The sequence below is a fragment of the Promicromonospora sukumoe 327MFSha3.1 genome (assembly GCF_000385135.1).
Classification (GTDB): Bacteria; Actinomycetota; Actinomycetes; order Actinomycetales; family Cellulomonadaceae; genus Promicromonospora; species Promicromonospora sukumoe_B.
Genome location: NZ_ARQM01000010.1, coordinates 367,151 through 382,149, shown reverse-complemented (window position 1 = coordinate 382,149; position 14,999 = coordinate 367,151). Strand labels below are relative to the sequence as shown.

The 14,999-nt window shown below is 73.3% G+C and carries 13 protein-coding genes; 4 read left to right on the top strand and 9 right to left on the bottom strand.

The features are described 5' to 3' along the window. Positions 1 to 107 precede the first annotated feature (107 nt). Complete coding sequence (locus tag H291_RS0105365; RefSeq protein WP_020013952.1) at positions 108 to 1,250, bottom strand: amidase family protein; 1,143 nt, start codon at positions 1,248 to 1,250, stop codon at positions 108 to 110. A 167-nt stretch (positions 1,251 to 1,417) separates the two neighbouring features. Here H291_RS0105365 and H291_RS0105360 point away from each other — a divergent pair, with 167 nt between their 5' ends. Next, positions 1,418 to 2,410 carry a helix-turn-helix transcriptional regulator gene (locus H291_RS0105360; RefSeq protein ID WP_026365424.1) on the top strand — a complete coding sequence of 331 codons (993 nt, stop codon included), beginning with the start codon at positions 1,418 to 1,420 and terminating at the stop codon, positions 2,408 to 2,410. Here the strand turns inward: H291_RS0105360 and H291_RS0105355 are convergent. From H291_RS0105355 to H291_RS34095, 3 genes are all read right to left on the bottom strand, one after another. Beyond that, entirely contained in the window at positions 2,403 to 2,708 is a 306-nt protein-coding gene (locus tag H291_RS0105355; protein WP_020013950.1) for a hypothetical protein, read from the bottom strand. The genes H291_RS0105360 and H291_RS0105355 overlap by 8 nt on opposite strands. A 6-nt stretch (positions 2,709 to 2,714) precedes the next feature. Further along, positions 2,715 to 2,894, bottom strand: coding sequence for a hypothetical protein (locus tag H291_RS0105350; RefSeq protein ID WP_020013949.1), 180 nt, complete (start codon positions 2,892 to 2,894; stop codon positions 2,715 to 2,717). A 190-nt stretch (positions 2,895 to 3,084) separates the two neighbouring features. Further along, complete coding sequence (locus tag H291_RS34095) at positions 3,085 to 4,680, bottom strand: peptidase inhibitor family I36 protein (protein ID WP_198012407.1); 1,596 nt, start codon at positions 4,678 to 4,680, stop codon at positions 3,085 to 3,087. A 197-nt stretch (positions 4,681 to 4,877) separates the two neighbouring features. On the opposite strand from H291_RS34095, the gene H291_RS0105340 reads away from it, so the two are divergent. Beyond that, the gene (locus tag H291_RS0105340; protein WP_020013947.1) at positions 4,878 to 5,759 is read left to right on the top strand and encodes a GNAT family N-acetyltransferase; all 882 of its coding nucleotides are present in this window, start codon (positions 4,878 to 4,880) and stop codon (positions 5,757 to 5,759) included. 827 nt (positions 5,760 to 6,586) lie between these two features. Here the strand turns inward: H291_RS0105340 and H291_RS0105335 are convergent. Both H291_RS0105335 and H291_RS0105330 read right to left on the bottom strand, forming a co-directional pair. Further along, the gene (locus H291_RS0105335; protein WP_033326147.1) at positions 6,587 to 7,729 is read right to left on the bottom strand and encodes an acetamidase/formamidase family protein; all 1,143 of its coding nucleotides are present in this window, start codon (positions 7,727 to 7,729) and stop codon (positions 6,587 to 6,589) included. Between the two features lie 67 nt (positions 7,730 to 7,796). Then, on the bottom strand, positions 7,797 to 8,369 hold the full coding sequence (locus H291_RS0105330; protein ID WP_020013945.1) for a TetR/AcrR family transcriptional regulator: 573 nt from the start codon (positions 8,367 to 8,369) through the stop codon (positions 7,797 to 7,799). Between the two features lie 72 nt (positions 8,370 to 8,441). On the opposite strand from H291_RS0105330, the gene H291_RS28780 reads away from it, so the two are divergent. After that, positions 8,442 to 9,410 carry a DMT family transporter gene (locus tag H291_RS28780; RefSeq protein ID WP_020013944.1) on the top strand — a complete coding sequence of 323 codons (969 nt, stop codon included), beginning with the start codon at positions 8,442 to 8,444 and terminating at the stop codon, positions 9,408 to 9,410. Here H291_RS28780 and H291_RS0105320 read toward each other — a convergent pair. Both H291_RS0105320 and H291_RS0105315 read right to left on the bottom strand, forming a co-directional pair. Next, positions 9,383 to 10,168: a DUF3626 domain-containing protein gene (locus H291_RS0105320; protein ID WP_020013943.1), complete on the bottom strand. Its 786-nt coding sequence runs from the start codon at positions 10,166 to 10,168 to the stop codon at positions 9,383 to 9,385. The genes H291_RS28780 and H291_RS0105320 overlap by 28 nt on opposite strands. Positions 10,169 to 10,288: 120 nt before the next feature. Next, the gene (locus H291_RS0105315; protein WP_026365423.1) at positions 10,289 to 11,206 is read right to left on the bottom strand and encodes a hypothetical protein; all 918 of its coding nucleotides are present in this window, start codon (positions 11,204 to 11,206) and stop codon (positions 10,289 to 10,291) included. A gap of 94 nt (positions 11,207 to 11,300) precedes the next feature. On the opposite strand from H291_RS0105315, the gene H291_RS32270 reads away from it, so the two are divergent. Further along, positions 11,301 to 12,923 (top strand): serine/threonine-protein kinase, encoded by a 1,623-nt coding sequence (locus H291_RS32270; RefSeq protein WP_051109383.1) that lies wholly within the window; start codon positions 11,301 to 11,303, stop codon positions 12,921 to 12,923. Between the two features lie 60 nt (positions 12,924 to 12,983). Here the strand turns inward: H291_RS32270 and leuA are convergent, their stop codons facing one another. Continuing rightward, positions 12,984 to 14,813 (bottom strand): 2-isopropylmalate synthase, encoded by a 1,830-nt coding sequence (leuA, locus tag H291_RS0105305; protein WP_020013942.1) that lies wholly within the window; start codon positions 14,811 to 14,813, stop codon positions 12,984 to 12,986. Between the last annotated feature and the right edge of the window lie 186 nt (positions 14,814 to 14,999).

The window sequence follows — 14,999 nt, the reverse complement described above, 5'->3', positions numbered from 1 at the left end:
TGCCGCGGCCGAGCGGGCTGTGGGCGGGCCGCCGAACGTAGGGTTCCTCGGGGCATGAGGCCCCATGCCCCGACCAACCCTACGTTCGACGCCGCCGGGCGGGTATGTCAGCTTGCCAGCCGGGCCGCCAGGTCCAGCAGCGCGCCGTCCGAGCCCGCCGGACCCACCAGGCAGGCGCCCGCCGGGAGCCCGCTCGCCGTCGGCACCGGGACCGACACCGCCGGCAGCCCGCCGAGCCCCGCCACGCAGGTCAGCAGCATCGTCGCCTCCCGTGCGGCCTCGGCCTCCTGCGGCAGCGGCGCCACCGTCGCCGCGGACGGCAGCACGAGCACCCGCTCCCCCAGCCGCTCCCGGATCTCGGCCCGCGCCCGCCCGACGTCGGCCCGCGCGGCAGCCGCCTCGTCCGCGCCGACCGACCGAGCCCGCTCGAACCGGGCGCGCACCGCGGGCCCGAGCGTGTCCATGCGCCCCGCCAGCCACGCGCCGTGGGCGGCCCACGCCTCGGCGGCCTGCAGCGTCTGGAACGCGGCGAGCCACGCGGGCTCGGGCGCCCAGTCCACCGCCCCGGCCCCGGCGGTCCGGGCGAGCTGCCCGACGGCGTCGCGCACCTCGGGCGCGGCCAGGTCGAGCAGGGCATCGCTCGCCACGAGCGGGACGTCGTCGGACAGGGCGACCCGGTCCGGCGGGAGCAGCACCTGGCCCACGCGGGCCAGGGTGTCGGCGTCGCGCGCCAGCCAGCCCACCGTGTCGAAGGACGGCGCCAGCGGCAGCAGCCCGCCGGACGCGACCGCGCCGTGCGTCGGCCGGATGCCCCACAGCCCCTGGTAGGCGGCGGGCACGCGCACCGACCCGCCGGTGTCGGTCCCCAGGGCGACGCTCGCCTGACCGGACGCCACCGCCGTCGTCGGGCCCGACGTCGAACCACCGCTGATCCGGCCGGGCGCGGCCGGGTTGGGCGGCGTGCCGTGGTGCGCGTTGGCGCCGGTCAGCGAGTACGCGAACTCCTCGGTCCGCGCGATCCCCTCGACGGCGGCCCCGGCCGCGAGCAGCCGCGCGACGGCGTCGGCGTGTGCTTGCTCGACGGGCGCCGCAGCGAGCCACGCCGGGTTGCCCGCGCCGACGCGCTGTCCGGCCACGGCGAACAGGTCCTTCACCGCCACGCTCTCGCCGTCGAGCACGCCGGGGCCGGTCGGGGCGACGAGCGGACCGGGTTCGGGCCGGACGCGCCACACGCTGAGGTCGAGAGCCATGCGCCCATGCTGCCAGGCCGGACGAACCAGCAGGTCAGACGATACGTCGCGGCGGAGCGGGTGAACTCTGGGGCTACCCCTTCTCGGACCTCCCGCCCTGTGCGATCCTGCGAGACCGGGACGGCCACCCGGCGCCCCTGTCGTCCGTCCGATCGGGGTGTCACACCATGCTGCAAGGACTTGGGCTGTCCGGAACCGCTGAGTCGGTCTACCTCCAGATGCTCCGGGACCGCGACGCGGGGCCCGACCTGCTCGCCGCCGCGCTCGGGATCGACGAGGCGCAGGTCCGCGACGCGCTGGACGAGCTGTCCCGCCTGATGCTCGTCGAGGAGTCGTGGGCGGGCGACGAGGGGTTCCGCCCGGTCAGCCCGGAGGTGGGGCTCGCCGCCCTGCTCGCCCGGGAGCAGGCGCACGTCGCGCGGCGCAACCAGGAGATCGAGGAGGGCCGGGTGGCGCTCGCCCGGCTCGTGTCCGAGCTGCAGAACGTGCGCCGGGGGCCCGACGTCGAGGTGCTGGGCACCGCCGAGGAGGCGCGCGACCGGCTCGCGACGCTCACCGCGGCGTGCACGCACCAGCTCTGCACGTTCGTGCCGACGCGCGCCACGTCGTCGCGTGCGCTGGAGTCGAGCCGCGCGCTGAGCCAGGTGCTGCTGGACCGCGGGGTGCGGATGCGCACCGTCTACCTGGAGAGCATCCGCAACGACCAGCCCACCTGGGACCACGCGACGTGGCTGCGCAACAACGGCGCCGAGGTGCGGCTGGCCGCGACCATCCCGGTACGTCTGCAGATCATCGACCAGGACCACGCGATGGTCCCCCTGGCGGACGCCGAGTCGGGGTCCGGCGCGGTCGTGATGACCTCCCCCGGCGTCGTGGCCGCGCTGATGGCCCTGTTCACGCAGACCTGGCGGTCGGCCACCCCGCTCGGCGCGGACCGGCGGCGGGACCACGACGGACTGTCGGTGCAGGAGCGCGAGCTGCTGCGGCTGTGGGCCAAGGGCGCGACCGACGAGGCGGCGGGCCGGCGGCTCGGCGTGTCCCTGCGGACGGTGCGCCGCCTCAGCAGCGTGCTCATGGAGCGGCTCGACGCCGGCAGCCGGTTCCAGGCCGGGGCGCGGGCCCTGGAGCGCGGCTGGCTGGCCCCCGCGGACCTCAGCTGAGGCCCGGCCGACCTGAGCTGAGGCCCTCCGGGCCCCAGACCCGCACCGTGCCCAGGGTCCAGCCCTCGCCCAGGGCGTCGGCCGCGGTCAGGACCAGGCGGCACCCGGTCGCCGCGGCCTGGTCCAGCGGGACCAGGAGGAAGACCACCACGCCGAAGCCACGGGGCCGCACGCCGGCGTAGACGTGGGCCAGCTCGTCCCGCGGTACGGCCGCGGCCCGGACCTCCTCGACGAGTCTCGCCGACGTGATCCAGGCCGCGTGGTTCGGCGCCTCGACGGTGATGCTGACGATGCGCACGGGACATCAGGGCTGGGCGGTCGGCGGGGCCGCGTCCCACACGGGTGCCGCGACCGGAGCGGTCTCCCACTGCGGGTCCGACTCCCACTGCGGGTCGGACGCGACGGCCGCCCCCTGGCCGGCGGCGGTGAGCAGTGCGGCGAAGAGGGCGACGGCGGCGACGCGCCGGACGGCGTTGATCTGCACGATGATTCTCCATCTCGACAGGGGATTCTTTTTTGTCTCTGCCCTCATCCTTTCCCGCACCCGGGGCACCAACAAGGGAAATGGCCTGACACGCAGGTGCCGCGACAATTCCGGCCGTGAATACGGCAAATGGCACTGTCCTGCCACCGTTTCCGGTGGCAGGACAGTGCCATTCATCTTCTGCTTCGGATCACATGTTCACCCGGATGCCGAAGTCACCTCCGTACACGTTCGTCACGTGCACGCTGGTCGAGTTGCGTGGTGGCGCCGCCTCGACCATCTGACCGTTTCCTAGATATATGGCTACGTGGTACGTGCTGGACCAGCCGCCCCACATGATCAGGTCGCCGCGCTGCAGGTTGCTCATGGAGACCTTGGTGCCCTTGCTGAGGTGGGCGCCGGTGTAGGTGCCGATGTCGACGCCGGCACCCTGCCAGAACGCGTACTGCGTCAGGCCGGAGCAGTCGAAGCCGAACCGGCTCCGGTCGTCGTAGCCGCCCGGGCTGCAGCAGATGCCGTAGGTCGGGCCGTACTTGTTGCCGCCGCCCCAGGAGTACGTGTAGCCCTGGCCGGTCTGCGCGAGCGCGGCCTGGATGACCCGCTCGACCTTCTGGTTGTAGTCACCGCTGGTGTCGCCACCGGGGCTGCCCGGGTCGACGGGGCCCTCGGAGACCGGGCACGTGGTGCCCGTGATGAACTTGTGGGAGGCGTTGTTGTTGTAGAGCGTGCCGTTCAGCGCGCCCTTGAAGCCCGCCGCCACGGCCTGCGAGGACCCGCCGTAGTAGCTGTTGTAGTAGACGCAGACGGTCTTGCTGGACCGGTTCCACACCGACGCGGCGTTGTTCTTGATGCACTCGCCCTGGCCGGCGCCCGCACCCTTGAAGTCGAAGCACGACGGCTGCGACGTGCCGTAGTCACCGACGGAGTCGGTGAAGTCGGAGATCGACCCCGCGTTGCCGCTGTTGTAGTAGTAGCAGAGCTCCCCGGACTCGCAGGTGCCGCTGCGCGAGCCGCTGCCGGACGCGGGTGCGCCGACGAACTGGTGCGAGGCGTTGTTGTTGTAGAGCGAGCTGTTCAGCTGGCCCTTGAACCCGGGAGCGACGTCCTGGTAGGTGCCCGCGTAGTTGCTGTTGTAGTAGACGCGGACCGTCTTGGTGGACCTGTTCCACACGGACGCGGCGTTGTTCTTGATGCACTCGCCCTGGCCGGCGCCGGCGCCCTTGTAGTCGTAGCAGGTGGGCTGGGCGTCGCCATAGCTGCCCGCGGACTCGGTGAAGTCGGAGATCGACCCGGCGTTGCCGCTGTTGTAGTAGTAGCAGAACTCGCCGTCCTCGCAGGTGCCGCTGCGCGCCCCGGTGTCGTTGCCGGTGGTGCCGACGAGCTGGTGCGAGGCGTTGTTGTTGTACAGCTCCGCGCTGAGCTGGCCCTTGTAGCCCGAGCCGATGTTCTGGTACTCGCCGCCGTAGCCGGTGTTGTAGTAGACGCGGACGTTCTCGCCGGTGCGGTTCCACACCGAGGCCGCGTTGTTCTTGATGCACTCGCCCTGGCCGTTGCCCGAGCTCTTGAAGTCGTAGCACGAGGGCTGCGCGGTGCCGTAGTCGCTGACCGAGCCCGTGAAGTCCGAGACGGACCCCGCGTTGTCGCTGTTGTAGTAGTAACAGAACTCGCCGCTGTCGCAGACCCCGTCACGTGCGGCGGCCGAAGCGGGCCCCGCCACGCCGACCACGGCCCCGAGGAGCGAGGCCACCAACGAGATCACCGCGAGAAGCGCAGACGCTCTTCTCATCATCATTCTCCTTCCAGCGGGCCAAGGTATGACCCGGTGATTTATCTGCCGGTCCGGGGTGCCGGATCGGATACGGAGATGTTTGCAATGCGGTAAATGAGCCGGGAAGTGGGAGAAAGGTGCCACGGGCATCCGTGTCACCAGTGGGCCACCAAAATGGTTGGCGGGCCGGCCGGGCCGAGAGGTTGGATCAGCCCATGACGATCATGAGGGGCGATCCCGGGATCGACGACCTGAACCTGGCCGCCGCGGCGCTGCGGGAATGGCAGTCCGACGCCGCGCCCGTGCAGCTGCACCCCGGGGACATCGGCTGGTTCCGGCGCTTCGGCGCCCCGGCGGCAGCCGCCGCCGTCCGCACCTGGAGCCGGGACGGTCGGGTGCTCGCCGTGGGCCTGCTCGACGGCGCCCGGCTGCTGCGCCTGACGACCGCACCCGACGCCCGCCAGGACGAGGAGCTGGCCCGCCGGCTGGTCGCGGACCTGTCGGCGCCGGACCAGGGCGTGCTGCCGGACGGCGCCGTGAGCGTCGAGGCGCCCGACGACGCCCTGGTGCAGGACCTGCTCGGCGAGGCGGGCTGGGGCCTCGACGACCCGTTCGCCCCGCTGGTGCGCGACCTCACGGACCCGGTCGACCCAACCCCGGTCGACGACGCCGGAGTGCGGGTCGAGGTGGTCGGCCCCGAGCAGGTGAGCGAGCGGACCGCCGTGCACCGGGCCGCGTTCGGCGGCCCGACGTTCGTCGACGAGCGCTGGCACGACATGGCGGCCGGGCCCCTGTACGCCGACGCGCGGTGCCTCCTGGCCCGCGACGCCGCGGGCATACCCGTGGGCGCGACGACGGTGTGGTCGGCCGGACCCGGGCGGCCGGGACTGATCGAGCCCCTGGGCGTGCACCCGGACCAGCGCGGACACGGCTACGGCCGGGCGATCACGGTCGCCGCGGCGGCCACGCTGCGGGAGCTCGGGTCGTCCAGCGCCGTGGTCATCACAGAGAGCTCACGCACCCCGGCCGTCGCGACCTACCGCTCGGCGGGCTTCGAGCAGCTGCCGGACTGGTACGACCGCCGCCGGCCGGCGTGAGCCTGGCTGCCCCCGCCGCCCGCGGGGAGCCGCCGCCGTCGGGGACGACCGCCGTCGAACGTAGGGTTCGGCGCCGTGTGAAGGCCTATGCGCCGACGAACCCTACGTTCGACTACTGCCGGACCAGCACGACCGGCACTGGGCGGCGTGAGCCTGCCTGCCCCCGCCGCCCGCGGGAGCTACCGCCGTCGAACGTAGGGTTCGGCGCCGTGTGAGGGCTCATGCGCCGACGGACCCTACGTTCGACTGCTGCCGGACCAGCACGACCGGCGCCGGCCTGCCCTCGCCCGCCGGCCCCCGCCGCCGCGAGGGCCACCGCCGTCGAACGTAGGGTTCGTCGGCGTACGGGCGCTCTTGCGCCGACGAACCCTACGTTCGGCCGCTGCCGGACCGGTACGACCGGCGCTGGGCGGCGTGAGCCTGCCTGCCCCCGCCGCCCGTGAGAGCTACCACCGTCGAACGTAGGGTTCGGCGCCGTGTGAGGGCTCATGCGCCGACGGACCCTACGTTCGACTGCTGCCGGACCGGCACGACCGGCACCGGCCTGCCCTGGCTCGCCGGCTCCCGCCGCCGTGAGGGCCACCGCCGTCGAACGTAGGGTTCGTCGGCGTACGGGCGCCCTTGCACCGACGGGCCCTACGTTCGACTGCTGTCGGGCTGGTACGACCGCCGCCAGTCGACCTGCCCCCGGCGGACCCGGCCTGCGGGGCTACCGCCGTCGAACGTAGGGTTCGTCGGCGTGTAAGGGCTCTTGCGCCGACGAACCCTACGTTCGGCTGCGGTTGCGGCCGCGGTTGCGGCTGCGGCCGGCCGCGGCGCCGGACCCGCTACCTCGGCAGGAAGTCCGCCTTGCGGATCCGCGCGTGCACGCCCTTGACGACGTCCACGACCTGCGAGATGTCGAAGTCCGTCGCGGCGGACAGGTACGCGTAGGCGTGCGCGGGCGACATCCCGTACCGCACGCCCAGCAGCGCGACCGCCGCGCGCACACAGTTCTGCACGGCGACGTCGAGGTCGCGGTCCAGCCCGGTGGGCACCAGGAACTCGGCGGTCTCGGCGAGCGGGCCGGCCAGCTCCCCGAAGGCCGCGACGGCGTCGGACGCCGGGATCACGTCGAACCCGAGCCGCACCCGCAGCGAGGCCTCGAACGCGGTGAGCGCCACCTCGCCGTCGCCCTGCGCGAAGTGCGGGTCGCCCACGTAGGCCAGGGCCCCGGCCACCTGCACGGGCAGGTAGAGCGTGGACCCGGCGCCCAGCAGGTTGATGTCGATGTTGCCGCCGAACGGCCCCGGCGGTACCGAGTGCGGCCGCTCGTGCCCGGCCGCGGCGACGCCCATGATGCCGAGGAACGGGTGCAGGTCGAAGCCGACCCGGGCGGCGGAGTCCTCCGCGAGCGGGATGGAGCCGCGCCCGACGCCGTCGGCCCAGAAGTCCACCTGGGCGAAGACGCTCACGATGCCGGCCCCGCCCGCCGGGAACTCGTCCGGCAGGGAGCCGCGGCCGTGCCGGTTGGAGATGACGCCGTACGGCACCCGCGGCTCGGTCGACAGCACGCGGATCGCGAGCAGGTCGCCGGGCCGCGCGCCACGGACCTCGACCGGCCCCGTGACCACGTGGCCGCCGTGCGCGCCGGGCACGTCGGGCAGCCCCGGCGTCCGCGCCCCCAGGCGGGACCGGCGGGCGGCGGCGAGCTCGACGGCGTCCGCCAGGACGGCGTCCTCGGCGACGCCCCGCTCGGCGAAGTACGCGAGCGGGTCCCCGCCCTGGTCCTCCAGGAGGCCCTCGTGGGACAGGGTGTCGACGACGACCTCCTGCCCCGGGTCCACGCTCAGCACCGCGGTGTCCGCCGCGCAGGGCAGGCGGCCCCAGTACGCGGTGTCGGGCGAGGTGGGCAGGTAGGCGGCCCCGTCGACGACGTCGGCGGTGGGGCCGGTGCCCGTGCCGGGCTGGAGAATGCTCTGCTGGCGCACGGGCCGAGGGTACACAGCCGTGCCGCGCCCGGTCCCGCGATCGGCCTCGTGCCCGGGCCCCCGCCGCTCAGTCCCGCAGCAGGGCCCGGGCCGCCGCGCGCGCGACGCCGAACGCGTCCGGCTGCGCGCGCGTCGTGTGCGCGACCATCGCGCCCTCGTAGAGCAGGTGGACCTGCTCGCCGAGCCGCTCCGCGTCGGGGTGCCCGGCGTCGCGCAGCAGGCCCTGGAAGGCGGCGAGCATGTACTGCTTGTCGGCCAGGATCACGGCGTTGCCCGGGTGTTCGGTGCCGCCGATCTCGCCGTGCGCGTTGACGAACGCGCACCCGCGCACGTTGTCGTCGGCCCACTCCTCGGCGACCTCGAGCGCCGCCAGCACCTGGTCGGTGCCGGTCGCGCCGCGTTCCGCGAGGTGCTCGCGGAACCACGCCGCCCAGCGCTCATGCCGGCGGGTCAGGTAGGCGGCGACCAGCGCGTCCTTGGAGCCGAACCGGTCGTACAGCGTCTTCTTGGTGACGCCGGCCTGGTCGGCGATCAGGTCGACGCCGACGCCGCGGATGCCGCGCTCGTAGAAGAGCTCGCTGGCCGTGACGAGGATCCGCTCGCCGGCCGGGGTGTCGGGGTTGGGGCTGCGTCGTGGCACGGGACCTCTCCTGACCTGCTGGGATACGGAGGATACTGCGAGTATACCGACCTGTATGGTTATCTGCTGGGCATGAGCTTTCTCCGACACCTCGCCCCCGCCCTGCTCGTGGTGACGTGGAGCTCCGGCTTCGTGGGCGCCACGTTCGCGGCCCCGGTCGCGCCCGCCACCACCACGCTGCTGTGGCGCTACGTCGTCGCCGCACTGCTGATGGTGGTGGTCGTGCTAGCGCTCGGCCGCCGGTACGGCCCGCGCTACCTGCGGCGCGAGGCCGTGCTCGGCGCGCTCGGCCAGGCCGGATACCTGTACGGCGTGTTCCGCGCGGTCGAGGAGGGCCTGCCGGCCGGGACCGCCGCACTGCTCGCCTCGCTCCAGCCGGCCCTGGTCGCGGTGGTGCTGTCGGGTGCGGGGCGTCGACACGGGGGCGGACGCCGCCAGGCCGTCGGCCTGGCGATCGGCTTCGCGGGCGTCGCGCTCGCCGTCGGGCCCGACGTCGCCGCCGGGTCCGGCGCCGCGGGCGCGCTCTGGGCGGTGCTCGGCATGCTGTCGCTGTCGGCGGCCACGGTGCTGGGCGACCTCTGGCCCGCGCCCGACGACGGCCGCGGGCACGACGTCCTGGACTCCCTGGCCGTGCAGGGCGTCGTCGCGCTCGGGGTCTTCGCGGTGCTCGCGCTGGGGAGCGGGCAGGCCGCACCACCCGCCGACCCGACCTTCTGGCTCGCGATCGCCTGGCTCGTCGGGCTGGCGTTCCTGGGCGGGTACGGCATGTACCTGTACGTGCAGCGCACGCGGGGCCCGGTCGCGGTGAGCACGTGGCTCTACCTCACCCCGGCGGTCTCGGCCGCGTGGGCCTGGGCCATGTTCGGCGAGAAGCTGCCGCTGCTGACGGTGGCGGGGTTCGTGGTGAGCCTGGCGGGGGTGCTGCTGACACGGCCGCGCCGGCCGTCTCGGCCTGCCCCGCGGGCCCAGCCAGCGGCAGATGCGACCGGGCCGGCACCTGCACCGGCAGAGCGCTACGCCCCGCCCCAGCGCGCCAGGTGATGCCACACCTTCTTGAGGTCCTGCGGGTCGTGCTCCCCCGCCAGCACCGCCTCGCCGACGACGCGGGCGTCCAGCCACCCGCCCGCCGCCCGCCCGGCGGCGACCTTCCGCGCCACGTCCACGATCGCCGGGCCGCGGAACTCCGGGCGCGCGGCCACCTCGTCCACGTGCAGCCGGAACCCGGGGTGCCACTCGACGGCGACGCCCAGCCGCCCGGCGGCGTCGGCCACGGCGGTCTCCCGGTAGCAGGGGTCCAGCACCAGCGCCTCGACGTCGTCCGGCAGGGCGACGACGCCGTGCACCTGGGCCTCGACGTAGTCGTCCAGCAGGTCGTGGACGCCGGCCGCGGTGTCGGCGTCCGCCAGCGCGACCAGCGCGCTCGGGTCGGCGATGGCGAAGTGCTCCGGTTCGAGGAACGAGTCCGGGTAGCAGAACGTGGTGCGCCCCAGCACGTGCGGGCGCAGCCGCAGGTGCGACGAGCCGAAGCGGACGGCACCGCCCGCCGCCCGGCCCCGGTGGTTCAGCGCGCCGTAGCGCGGGCGCAGGTGCGGCTCGGCGGCGTCGTACCGGCCGTCGAACATGCGCTGCTCCCAGCGCCAGCGGTCCCCGCCCGCATACGCGGTGAGGCCGCCGTTGCTGGTGCCGGTCTCGAACTGGGAGCGCCACACCCGGTCGTGGGCGAGGCGCTCGATCAGCGTCTCGCTGCCGTCGGCGACCAGCCGGTCGGGGTGGAAGTTGATGGTGACCGGCCAGCTCATGCGTGCAGGTTAGCCGGGGCCGCCGGATGCTCGGCAGTTGGCATCGAGATCGGCTCAGGCCTGAGCCGATCTCGATGCCAACTGCCGAGTCTGCGGGGCAAACTGCCGCGCTTCAGCGCCTCAGTCCTGCGTCTCCAGCATCCGCCGCCGCGCCCGGACCATCGCGGCGCCCGCGGCCGTGAGGCCGAGCGCCACCGCCGCGGCCCCGGCCACCTGGAAGCCCGTCTGCGCCAGCGCGCCCGGAGCCTGCGCCTCGCCGATCGACTGGATGGGCAGGCCCGTGTCGACGCCGGTGCCTAGCCCCGGCAGGTTGGACACCGGGATCGTGCCCGAACCGTCGCCCGAGCCCGGCCCGTCACCAGGCCCACCCGGACCACCAGGCCCACCGTCACCCGGGTCGCCCCCGCCCGGACCGCCGTGCACGGGGCTCTCGAGCAGGTCGTCCACGACACCGTTCTCGCCGGTCACCGCGCCGATGGTGCCGGGCACGTCGCCGCGGCCCAGGTTCTCGCCGATCGAGCCGACGTCGTCGATGATCTCGTTCGGCAGGTTGTCGGTCAGGCCGCGCTCGGGCTCGTCTGCACCGAGCACGTCGTCGACGGCGCCGTCCTCGCCGGCCACCGAGGTGACCACGCCGGACACGCCGCGCACGACGTCGTCCACGGGGCCGCCCTTCGCGGTCGGCGCCTTGGCCTCACCGCCGGTCACGCCGCGCACCACGTCGTCGACGGCGCCGTCCCTGCCGGCCACCGCGTCGACAGCGCCCGTGACACCCTTCACGGTGTCGTCGACGGCGCCCTCCTTCTTGGTGACCTGCTCGACGGTGTCGGTCACCTGGCCGAGCGTGCTGTCCACCGCACCGCCCTTGCCGACGACGGCGTCGACCGTGCCCGACAGCACGTCGCCCAGGCCGCCGGCCGACTGCTCGACGCTCGACGGCGCGCCGTCGGCCGCGGTCGCGGACATGCCGCCCGTGACGAGCAGACCGCCCGCGACGAGCACGGACGGCAGCGCGCGGCTCACCAGCTTTCGCTTCATGGTTCTCCCCCTGCATCTGTAATTCGTTCGGGAACGCGAATCACGATGACCGAAATATCGGGTGAATTCAAGGAAATCCGGTATGTTTCGCTCCATGATCGCGCCAGGCTCAGGGGCAGCCCCGCAGATCCAGCCGCTCGAGCCCGGCGACCCGCAGGAGCTGGGCGGTTACCAGCTACTCGGCCGGATCGGGGCGGGCGGCATGGGGGCTGTCTTTCTCGCGGAGACCCGCACCGGACGCAGGCTCGCCCTCAAGGCGATCCTGCGCGAACACGTCCAGGATCCGGAGTTCCGCACCCGGTTCCGCCGTGAGGCGGCGGCCGCGATGAAGGTGCGCGGCCGGTTCCTGGCCACCCTCATCGACGCCGACCCGGAAGGCGAGCAGCCGTGGCTGGCCGTCGAGTACGTCGAGGGCCCGGCGCTGTCCGCCGTCGTCCGCACCCGGGGCCCGCTGCCGGAGGCCGACGTGCGCAGCATGCTGGCCGGCGTGGCCGAGGCGCTGCGCGCCGTGCACCAGGCCGGCATCGTGCACCGCGACCTCAAACCGTCCAACATCCTGCTCGGCGCGGACGGTCCGTTCGTCATCGACTTCGGCATCGCCCAGGGGTCCGACTCGACGTCGCTGACCCGCACCGGCCTCAAGGTCGGCACTCCCGCGTTCATGGCGCCGGAGCAGGTGCGCGGCAGCCTCGCGACGCCGGCCGCGGACGTCTGGGCGCTGGGCGCCGTCGCGCTCTACGCCGCGACCGGGCAGCGCGCGTTCGGCGAGGGCGACACCACCGTCGTCTACTACCGCGTGGTGCACGAGGAGCCCGACCTGACCGGGTGCCCCGAGTGGCTGCTCCCGCTCGTCCAGGCCTGCCTGTCCAAGGACCCCGCGGCCCGGCCGGACCTGGCGGAGGTGCTCGACTTCCTGAACGACGTGCCCGCCGGCCACCGGACGGGCCCCGCGAAGATCCTCCCGGCCGTGGCGGGCGGCGCGGGCGCCGTCGACCCGGACGACGACGCGACCGCGCTGCGCGACGACGAGACCGTGGTCAAGGCCCTCCCGGCCGGGCCCGCGCCCGCCCCCGAGCCCGAACCGGAGGCGCCCCGGCGCGGCCTGCTGACCCGGCCGATCACCTGGCTGGTCGCGGCCGCGGTCGTGGTGATCGTCGGCGGCGGCACCACGGCCGCCGTCCTGGGCCTGCGGTCCGGCGGGGCGGAGGCCGACCCCACGCCGTCGGGCCCGCCGTCGGTCTCGGCGCCGGCCAGCGCCTCGGGCGAGCCGTCCGCATCGGCGTCAGCCGAACCGCCGTCGGTCATCGACGAGTGCCTGCTGGGCCGCTGGAAGCAGACGGACCTGGCCACGGAGATCTCGGCCCAGGGCGAGACCTACCCGACCGCGGGCTGGAACGGGCGCGTGGTGGAGTTCCGGCCCGACGGCACCCAGGTGGTCGAGTTCGACGACGCCGAGCCGCTGCACGCCGACCTGCCCGCCGGGGAGTACGTCGAGACGTGGAGCGGCACGGCCACGTACACGGTCTCGACCAAGGGCGGCCGGCTCACCTTCGAGACGGTCGACTTCGACGACGCCGAGGTCACGCGCGAGCTCGCCGGCAACGGCGACACGTACCAGCCCGAGGGTCTGTCCCAGCCGCTGAAGTACACGTGCGACGAGACCACGCACACGCAGTGGACCACGGGCTTCGAGGCGACGTTCGAGCGTCTCGACTAGGTCGTCGGGCGCCGGGTGCCCGTCGGGAGACCGACGGGCACCCGGCGCCCAGGAGCCGCGTCAGACCGCCGCGCGCTCCGCGCGGTTGACGGCCGACACGATCGCCTTCAGCGACGACAGCGTGATCGACGGGTCGATGCCGACGCCCCACAGGACGTCGTCGCCCACCGCGCACTCGACGTACGCCGCCGCGCTGGCGTCGCCGCCCTCGGACAGGGCGTGCTCGGTGTAGTCCAGCACGCGTACGTCCACGCCTACCTGCGCGATCGCGTTGACGAAGGCGTCGATCGGCCCGTTGCCGGTGCCGGTCAGCGTCAGCTCCTTGCCGCGGTCGGTGACGTCCACCTCGAGCGTGTCCTGCTCGCCCTCGGCGGAGACGGCACGGGTGCCGCGCAGCGTCAGCCGGCCCCAGTGCTCCAGGCCGGACGGCGCGTTCTCCTCGACGGGCAGGTACTCGTCGGTGAAGATGCGCCAGATGTCTGCGCCGGTGACCTCGGTGCCCTGCTCGTCGGTCACCTGCTGCACGGCGTGCGAGAACTCGATCTGCAGCCGGCGCGGCAGGTCCAGGTTGTGCTCGCTCTTGAGCAGGTAGGACACGCCGCCCTTGCCGGACTGCGAGTTCACGCGGATGACGGCCTCGTAGGACCGGCCGACGTCGCGCGGGTCGATCGGCAGGTACGGCACGCCCCAGTCCAGGTCGTCGACACCCACGCCGGCGGCCTCGGCCCGTCCGGCCATGTGCTCGAAGCCCTTCTTGATGGCGTCCTGGTGCGAGCCCGAGAACGCCGTGAACACCAGGTCGCCCACGTAGGGGTGGCGCTCGTGGACCGGCATCTGGTTGCAGTGCTCGACCGTGCGGCGGATGCCGTCGATGTCGCTGAAGTCGATCTGCGGGTCGATCCCCTGCGAGAACAGGTTCATGCCCAGGGTCACCAGGTCGACGTTGCCGGTGCGCTCACCGTTGCCGAACAGGCAGCCCTCGATGCGGTCGGCGCCGGCCAGGTAGCCCAGCTCGGCGGCGGCCACGGCCGTGCCCCGGTCGTTGTGCGGGTGCAGCGACAGGATCACGTTCTCGCGGTGGTTGAGGTGCCGGCTCATCCACTCGATGGAGTCCGCGTACACGTTGGGCGTCGCCATCTCGACGGTCGCGGGCAGGTTGATGATGACCTTGCGCTCCGGCGTCGGCTCGAAGACCTCGATGACCTCGTTGCAGATCCGCACGGCGAACTCCAGCTCGGTGCCCGTGTAGGACTCCGGGGAGTACTCGTAGTAGACCCGCGTGCCCGGGACCGTCTCCTCCAGCTTGCGGCACAGCTTGGCGCCGTCGAGCGCGATGTCGACGATGCCGTCCTGGTCGGAACGGAAGACGACCTCGCGCTGCAGCACGGACGTCGAGTTGTACAGGTGCACGATCGCCTGCTTGGCGCCCGTGATCGCCTCGTACGTGCGCTCGATCAGGTGCGCGCGAGCCTGCGTGAGGACCTGGATCACCACGTCGTCGGGGATGCGGTTCTCGTCGATCAGCTTGCGCACGAAGTCGTAGTCGGTCTGGCTGGCCGACGGGAACCCGACCTCGATCTCCTTGTAGCCCATCTGGACCAGGAGCTCGAACATGCGCAGCTTGCGCTCCGCGTCCATCGGCTCGATCAGGGCCTGGTTGCCGTCGCGCAGGTCCACCGCGCACCAGCGCGGGGCCTTCTCGATGCGCTTGGCGGGCCACGTCCGGTCGGGCAGCTCGAGGTGGATCTGCTCGTGGAAGGGCCGGTACTTCTGGATCGGCATGCCCGACGTCTGCTGCGGGTTGTCCTCGATGATCCCGCCTGCTGCGCCGTGCACGGCTGTCTCGTGAACTCCGCCGGGGGTGGTGGCGGTGATGCTGTTCTCCATCATGTGTCCTTCGCTCGGTGAGGTTGGCCGGCACACCAAGCCTCCGCGACGAGGGACCGGCCTGTCTAGGCCTCGTCGCGGCAGCGAAGGAGAAGGATCACCGTGAGACGCACGCCGTCACTGTACCCCTGGTCCGGACCCGGAGCGCCAACCACGCCCACGATCCGGACCTGACCCTGCTTGCAGGAG